Source organism: Martelella sp. UBA3392 (assembly GCF_002358775.1).
In the GTDB taxonomy this organism is placed as follows: domain Bacteria; phylum Pseudomonadota; class Alphaproteobacteria; order Rhizobiales; family Rhizobiaceae; genus Martelella; species Martelella mediterranea.
Map to the genome: position 1 here is coordinate 323 of NZ_DEPM01000049.1, position 7,595 is coordinate 7,917.

The window sequence follows — 7,595 nt, forward strand, 5'->3', positions numbered from 1 at the left end:
CATCGCCTGCAAGCTCTGCGAGGCGATCTGCCCGGCGCAGGCGATCACGATCGAGGCGGAGATGCGCGAGGACGGCTCGCGGCGCACGACGCGGTACGACATCGACATGACCAAGTGCATCTACTGCGGCTATTGCGAGGAAGCCTGCCCGGTCGATGCCATCGTCGAAGGGCCGAACTTCGAATTCGCGACCGAGACGCGCGAGGAACTGTACTACGACAAGGAACGACTGCTCGCCAATGGCGACCGGTGGGAACGCGAGATCGCGAAGAATATCGCGATGGATGCGCCTTACCGGTAAGGAGAGGCCGGGCGGGGGGATTTCGCCCGGCGGTTCGATAAACCTGAAATGAAGGGCCTGCCGCATCCGGCGGCGGGGCTTTTGCAAATGTGATAGTGGCGGGAGCCGCTGCGTCCACGAAGAGAAGGCACCATCATGGGTCTCCATGCTCTTTTTTTCTATATTTTCGCGTTCGTCGCCGTGGCGTCGGCGTTCATGGTGATTTGGGCGAAGAACCCCGTTCATTCGGTGCTGTTCCTGATCGTCGTGTTCGTGAATGCGGCGGCGCTGTTCATTCTGGCGGGCGCGGAATATCTCGGCCTTCTTCTGCTGGTGGTCTATGTCGGCGCGGTGGCGGTGCTGTTCCTGTTCGTGGTGATGATGCTCGACATCGACTTCGCCGAGCTCAGGTCCGGCATCCTGCACTATGCACCGGTGGGCGCGCTGATCGGGATCGTGCTTCTGGCCGAGCTGATCGTGGTCGTCGGCGGCACCTTCATTCCGGCCGATATCGCCGCCAACACCGCGATGCCGATGCCGGCGGATACGTCGAGCGTGAAGGCGATCGGCGACGTGATCTATACGCATTACGCCTATTTCTTCCAGGTGGCCGGCCTCATCCTGCTCGTCGCCATGATCGGCGCGATCGTGCTGACGCTGAAGCACCGCCCGGACGTCAAGCGCCAGAACATTGCCAAGCAGGTTGCGCGCACGCCTGAAAGCGCGCACGAAACCGTCAAGGTCAAGCCTGGCCAGGGCATATAAGAACGAGAATTTGCAGGGATACGGGATCTAAGGACAACGCAATGGAAATCGGACTTTCCCACTACCTGACGGTCAGTGCCATACTCTTCACGATTGGCGTTTTCGGCATCTTCCTGAACCGGAAGAACGTCATCATCATCCTCATGTCCATCGAGCTGATCCTGCTTTCGGTCAACCTCAACATGGTCGCGTTCTCCTCGTTCCTGAACGATATGGTCGGCCAGGTCTTCGCGCTGTTCATTCTGACCGTCGCGGCCGCCGAAGCCGCCATCGGTCTGGCGATCCTGGTGGTGTTCTATCGCAACCGCGGCTCGATCGCGGTCGAAGACGTCAACGTGATGAAGGGCTGATTTCCAGATGATCTACAAACTCATCGTCTTCCTGCCGCTCGTAGGCTTCCTCATCGCCGGCCTCTTCGGAAACCGCATCGGCGCCAAGGCCACCGAATGGGTGACGATCGCCCTGATGGCGGTCGCGGCCGTGCTGTCCTGGTACGTGTTCATTTCCGTCGGCTTCCTGACCCATGCGGAAGATTTCGTCATCCAGGTGCCGGTCATGCGCTGGATCACCTCCGGCGACATCGACGTTCTCTGGCAGCTTCGCGTCGACACGCTGACGGCGGTGATGCTGGTCGTGGTCAACACGGTGTCCTGTCTCGTCCACCTCTATTCGGTGGGCTACATGCATGACGATCCGCATCGCCCGCGCTTCTTCGCCTATCTGTCGCTGTTCACCTTCGCCATGCTGGCGCTGGTCACCTCCGACAATCTGCTGCAGATGTTCTTCGGCTGGGAAGGCGTCGGCCTTGCCTCCTATCTGCTGATCGGCTTCTGGTACAAGAAGCCGTCGGCAAGTGCCGCCGCGATGAAGGCCTTCATCGTCAACCGCGTTGGCGACTTCGGTTTCCTGCTCGGCATTGCCGGCCTGTTCTTCCTGGCGCACACCATCAATTTCGACCCGATCTTCTCCGCCGCCGAGCGTCTGGCCAATGGCGAGGTCACGCTGGCAACGGCCGAGGGCAAGGTCGCCGTGCTGCATTTCCTCGGCATGAGCATGGACGTGTCGACCGCCGTCACCACGGTCTGCCTGCTGCTGTTCATGGGCGCGATGGGTAAATCCGCGCAGTTCCTGCTGCACACCTGGCTGCCGGACGCGATGGAAGGCCCGACGCCGGTTTCCGCCCTTATCCACGCGGCAACCATGGTGACGGCCGGCGTTTTCCTCGTCGCCCGCATGTCGCCGCTGTTCGAACTGTCGCCGACGGCGCTCACCTTCGTCACGCTGATCGGTTCGATCACCGCCTTCTTCGCCGCCACCATCGGTCTGGTGCAGAACGACATCAAGCGCGTGATCGCCTATTCCACCTGCTCGCAGCTCGGCTACATGTTTGCAGCCCTTGGGGCAGGGGCCTTCGGCGCAGGCGTGTTCCATCTGTTCACCCACGCCTTCTTCAAGGCGCTCCTGTTCCTGTGCGCCGGCTCGGTGATCCATTCCGTCTCCGGCGAGCAGGACATGCGTCACATGGGGGGCTTGAGAAAGCATATCCCGGTCACCTTCTGGGCGATGATCATCGGCACGCTCGCCATCACCGGCGCCGGCATTCCCGGAACGCCGATCGGCGCCTCCGGCTTCTTCTCCAAGGATGCGATCATCGAATCGGCCTATGTCTCGGCAAGCCCGCTCGGCAACTTCTCGTTCTGGATGCTGGTGATTGCCGCCGCCTTCACCGCCTTCTATTCCTGGCGCCTGATCTTCATGACCTTCTTCGGCAAGCCGCGCGCGTCTTCCGATGTCATGCATCACGTGCATGAGAGCCCCTGGGTCATGCTGCTGCCGCTGGTGGTGCTGTCGATCGGCGCACTGTTCGCCGGTTATGTATTCCTGCCCTACTTCTTCGGGCATGATTACAGCGAGTTCTGGAAGGGCGCGCTGTTCACCGGCCCGCACAACGAGGTGCTCGACGAGCATCACCACGTGCCGTTGTGGGTGGTGCTGTCGCCGTTCATCGCCATGGCGCTGGGCACGGTGGTCGCGATCTACATGTACCTGATCAAGCCGTCCTCCGCGCCGGCGCTGGCGAAGGCATTTCCGCGCCTCTACGCCTTCCTGCTCAACAAGTGGTATTTCGATGAGCTTTACGACTTCCTGTTCGTAAGGCCCACCAAGAAGCTCGGATACTTCCTGTGGCAGAAGGGCGATATCGGCGTGATCGACCGCTACGGCCCGAACGGGATTGCAGCAAGGGTCAACGACGTGACCAACCGCGTCGTCAAGCTGCAGTCCGGATATGTTTACCACTATGCGTTTGCAATGCTGATCGGCGTGGCCGCGCTTGTAACCTGGATGATGCTCGGAGGGGCTCGGTAATGAGCGACTGGCCAATTCTCTCAACAGTCACCTTCCTGCCGCTCGTCGGCGTGGTGCTGATCCTTTTCACCCGCGACGATAACGAGACCGGGCTCAGGAACATCCGCAACGTCGCGCTCTTGACGACGCTGTTCACCTTCATCGTCTCGCTGTTCGTGTGGATGAAGTTCGATCCGTCGAACCCGAACTTCCAGATGATCGAGAACCATCCCTGGCTCGGTACGGGCATCTCCTATCATCTCGGGATCGACGGCATCTCGCTGCTGTTCATCCTGCTGACGACGGTGCTGATGCCGCTCTGCATCCTGGCCTCGTGGGAAGCCATCACCCATCGGGTGAAGGCCTATATGATCGCCTTCCTGATCCTCGAGACGCTGATCATCGGCGTGTTCGTGTCGCTCGATATCGTGATGTTCTACATCTTCTTCGAGGCAGGCCTGATCCCGATGTATCTGATCATCGGCATCTGGGGGCATGAGCGGCGGGTCTATGCATCGCTGAAGTTCTTCCTCTACACCTTCGCCGGTTCGGTGTTCATGCTGCTGGCCATCATGGCGATGTACTGGGTGACGGGAACGACCAGCGTGCCGGTGCTGCTGGAGTATGATTTCCCGGTCAACATGCAATACTGGCTGTTCCTCGGCTTCTTCGCCTCGTTCGCGGTGAAGATGCCGATGTGGCCGGTGCATACCTGGCTGCCGGATGCGCACGTGGAAGCGCCGACCGCCGCCTCGGGCGTGCTGGCGGGCGTTCTGCTTAAGCTCGGCGGGTTCGGCGTGCTGCGCTATTCGATGCCGATGTTCCCCGACGCGTCCTATTACTTCGCGCCGTTCATTTTCGCGCTGTCGATCATCGCGATCATTTATGCCTCGCTGGTGGCGCTGATGCAGACCGACATGAAGAAGCTGATCGCCTATTCGTCGGTCGCCCATATGGGCTTTGTCACCATGGGCATGTTCTCGGCCACCACCGAGGGCGTCGAGGGCGCGATCTTCCTGATGTTGTCGCACGGCATCGTCTCCGGCGCCTTGTTCTTCTGCGTCGGCATCGTCTACGATCGGATGCACACCCGCGAGATCGCGGCCTATGGCGGGCTTGTGAACAACATGCCGAAATTCGCGGTGGCGTTCATGATCTTCACCATGGCCAATGTCGGTCTACCCGGCACATCCGGCTTCATCGGCGAGTTCCTGACGGTCATTGGCGTCTTCCAGGTCAACACCTGGGTTGCCCTGTTCGCCGCCACCGGCGTTATCCTGTCGGCGGCCTATGCGCTGTGGCTCTACCGTCGGGTGATCTTCGGCGCACTGGAAAAGGACAGCCTGAAGGCATTGCTGGATCTCAGCACCCGTGAAAAGATCGTCCTGTATCCGCTGATCTTCCTGACGATCTTCTTCGGCGTCTATCCGGAGCCCATCTTCGCGGCGATCCACGGCCCGGTGGCGCAGATCGTTCAACATTATGACGCCGTTCTTGAGCAGACCAAGAACATCGCGCTGCCGGTATACTGAGACAGGATCTTTTGGACATGACATCGGAACTCCTACTTTCAAGTCTGAAGTTGATCATGCCGGAGCTGATCCTCGCGCTCGGTGCGATGGTCCTGCTGATGATCGGCGCGTTCGCCGGCCGCAAGAGCGGCCAGACGATCGTGGGTCTTGCCGTGTTCCTGCTGATCGCGGCCTTCGGCGCGCTGTTCTGGGCGGGCGAGGGCACGGCCTTCGGCGGCTCGCTGGTGTTCAACGACTTCACGCTGTTCATGCAGGCCTTGGCCCTGATCGGCGCGGCGCTGTCGATGATCCTGTCGGTCGGTCATGAGGAACCGGAATATCTCGACCGTTTCGAGTTTCCGGTGCTGATGCTGCTGTCGACCACCGGCATGCTGCTGATGACTTCGGCCAATGACATGCTCGCCTTCTATATGGGCCTCGAACTGATGTCGCTGCCGCTCTACGTGATCGCCGCCATCAACCGCGACAGCCTGCGTTCCACCGAGGCGGGGCTGAAATATTTCGTGCTCGGCTCGCTGTCCTCAGGCATGCTGCTCTACGGCATCTCGCTGGTCTATGGCTTCACCGGCAATATCGGCTTCGGCCCGGTCGCAGCTGCGATCTCGGCCGGCGAAACCGGTCTCGGCTTCATCTTCGGCATGGTGTTCGTGCTTGCCGGCATCACCTTCAAGATTTCGGCGGTCCCGTTCCACATGTGGACGCCGGATGTCTACGAAGGCGCGCCGACGCCGGTCACCGCCTTTTTCGCCTCCGCGCCGAAAGTTGCGGCGATGGCGATCATCGTCCGGCTTCTGACCGAAGCCTTCGGTCCGGCCGCCGATGAGTGGCGCCAGGTCGTGGTGTTCATCGCGATCGCCTCGATGGTGCTCGGCGCGTTCGCCGCGATCGGCCAGCGCAACATCAAGCGGCTGATGGCCTATTCCTCGATCACCCATATGGGCTATGCGCTGGTCGGCCTTGCCGCCGACAGCGAGGCGGGCGTCAAGGGCGTCGCGCTCTACATGGCGATCTACCTGTTCACGACGCTCGGTGTTTTCGCCATCATCATGGCGATGCGGCTGAAGGAGGGCGGCAATGTCGAGAATATCGACGATCTCGCCGGCCTGTCGACCACCAAGCCGGTGATGGCCGTCGTGCTCACGGCACTGATGTTCTCGCTTGCCGGCGTTCCGCCGCTTGCCGGCTTCTTCGGCAAGTATTTCGTGTTCCTGGCCGCCATCGATGCCAAGCTCTATACGCTCGCCATCATCGGCATCGTCTCCTCCGTGGTCGCCTGCTTCTACTATCTGCGGGTGATCAAGGTGATGTGGTTCGATGAGCCGACCGTCGAATTCTCCCGCGTCGCCGGCGAGCTTCGCTTCGTCTTCGGCATCAGCGGTCTTTTCGCGATTGGCTATCTCCTGTTCGGCGGTGCGCTGAACGATGCCGCGGAGGCTGCTGCGGCGGCTCTCTTCTAGGATGGCGGCAACAGATTTTGCCGTAGACGCCTACCGTCATGAAGCGCTCGATACCGTCGGCTCCACCAATAGCGAGGCGATGGATCGGGCGCGCGCCGGTGATCCCGGCCTGTTGTGGCTGACGGCTGAGCGGCAGGAAACCGGCCGGGGACGGCGCGGACGCAACTGGGTTTCGGAGCGGGGCAATCTCTATGCCTCGCTTCTGCTTGTCGACCCCGCGCCCAAGGCGATGACGGCATCACTGCCGCTGGTGGCCGCACTCGGCGTTCACGGTGCGATTTCACGGGTCATGGCCGGTCACGACAACGAAGTCGCGATCAAATGGCCGAACGATATCCTGATCGACCGCCGCAAGGTCTGTGGTATCCTGCTTGAAGCCGAGCGACTTGCCGACGGCAGGCTGGCCGTCGTGATCGGCATGGGCGTCAATGTGACGACCGGGCCGGATGACGCGCCTTACCCGGTTGCCCGGGTTTCCGATTATGTCGCCGGCGCCGATCCCGCCACGCTGTTTGCGCATCTGTTTGAAACCATGGCGCAGGAACTTCAGATCTGGGACCGGGGCAGGGGTCTTGCCGAAACGGTGGCGCGCTGGCGCAGCGCGGCCTGCGGCATCAATGAACGTATTACCGTGAACCTTGCCCATGAGCAGGTCCCGGGGATTTTCGCCGGTATCGATGATGCCGGCATGCTGAAACTGGAAACGAAGGACGGCCTGCGCAGCTTTGCCGCGGGCGACGTGTTCTTCGACAATTGAATTGGATAACGCTTGATGGCGGACAATAACGCGGAACTGGTCTTCCTTCCCTTGGGAGGCCTTGGCGAAATCGGCATGAACCTGGCGCTTTACGGTTACGGACCGGCGAAAAAGCGCGAGTGGATCATGGTGGACTGCGGGGTCACCTTTCCCGGCCCGGATCTGCCCGGCGTCGACCTGGTTCTGCCCGATATCGAATTCGTGCGTGAGCAGCGCGACAATCTGAAGGCGATGATCATCACCCATGCGCATGAGGACCATTTCGGCGCGATCGCGACGCTGTGGCCGGGCCTCAACGTGCCGGTCTATGCCTCACCGTTTACCGCCGGGCTGCTGGAGGCCAAGCGCGAATATGACAGCTGGATGCGCGAAATCCCGGTGACGATCTTCAAGGGCGGCGACACGATCAATGTCGGTCCGTTCACGGTCGAGGGCGTGCCGGTCAACCACTCCATCCC

At 61.1% G+C, this 7,595-nt stretch carries 8 protein-coding genes; all 8 read left to right on the forward strand.

Features of this window, described 5'->3' with window-relative positions; all coding sequences use genetic code 11:
* A partial coding sequence (gene nuoI / locus B4E36_RS03720) for an NADH-quinone oxidoreductase subunit NuoI (protein WP_345899995.1) occupies nucleotides 1-301 on the forward strand: 301 nt, incomplete at its 5' end.
* A 135-nt stretch (nucleotides 302-436) separates the two neighbouring features.
* A complete protein-coding gene (locus B4E36_RS03725) occupies nucleotides 437-1,045 on the forward strand; it encodes an NADH-quinone oxidoreductase subunit J (RefSeq protein WP_018064311.1) in 609 nt (202 codons plus the stop codon).
* A gap of 41 nt (nucleotides 1,046-1,086) precedes the next feature.
* Entirely contained in the window at nucleotides 1,087-1,395 is a 309-nt protein-coding gene (gene nuoK, locus B4E36_RS03730; RefSeq protein ID WP_018064310.1) for an NADH-quinone oxidoreductase subunit NuoK, read from the forward strand.
* Nucleotides 1,396-1,402: 7 nt separating this feature from the next.
* Nucleotides 1,403-3,412, forward strand: coding sequence for an NADH-quinone oxidoreductase subunit L (nuoL, locus tag B4E36_RS03735; protein WP_345899996.1), 2,010 nt, complete (start codon nucleotides 1,403-1,405; stop codon nucleotides 3,410-3,412).
* The gene (locus tag B4E36_RS03740) at nucleotides 3,412-4,923 is read left to right on the forward strand and encodes an NADH-quinone oxidoreductase subunit M (protein WP_018064308.1); all 1,512 of its coding nucleotides are present in this window, start codon (nucleotides 3,412-3,414) and stop codon (nucleotides 4,921-4,923) included. Before nuoL ends, B4E36_RS03740 begins: the two co-directional genes overlap by 1 nt.
* Before the next feature lie 17 nt (nucleotides 4,924-4,940).
* Nucleotides 4,941-6,380, forward strand: coding sequence for an NADH-quinone oxidoreductase subunit NuoN (gene nuoN / locus B4E36_RS03745; protein ID WP_026173390.1), 1,440 nt, complete (start codon nucleotides 4,941-4,943; stop codon nucleotides 6,378-6,380).
* 1 nt (nucleotide 6,381) lies between these two features.
* Nucleotides 6,382-7,137 (forward strand): biotin--[acetyl-CoA-carboxylase] ligase, encoded by a 756-nt coding sequence (locus B4E36_RS03750; protein WP_292052760.1) that lies wholly within the window; start codon nucleotides 6,382-6,384, stop codon nucleotides 7,135-7,137.
* 15 nt (nucleotides 7,138-7,152) lie between these two features.
* A partial coding sequence (locus B4E36_RS03755) for a ribonuclease J (protein ID WP_345899997.1) occupies nucleotides 7,153-7,595 on the forward strand: 443 nt, incomplete at its 3' end.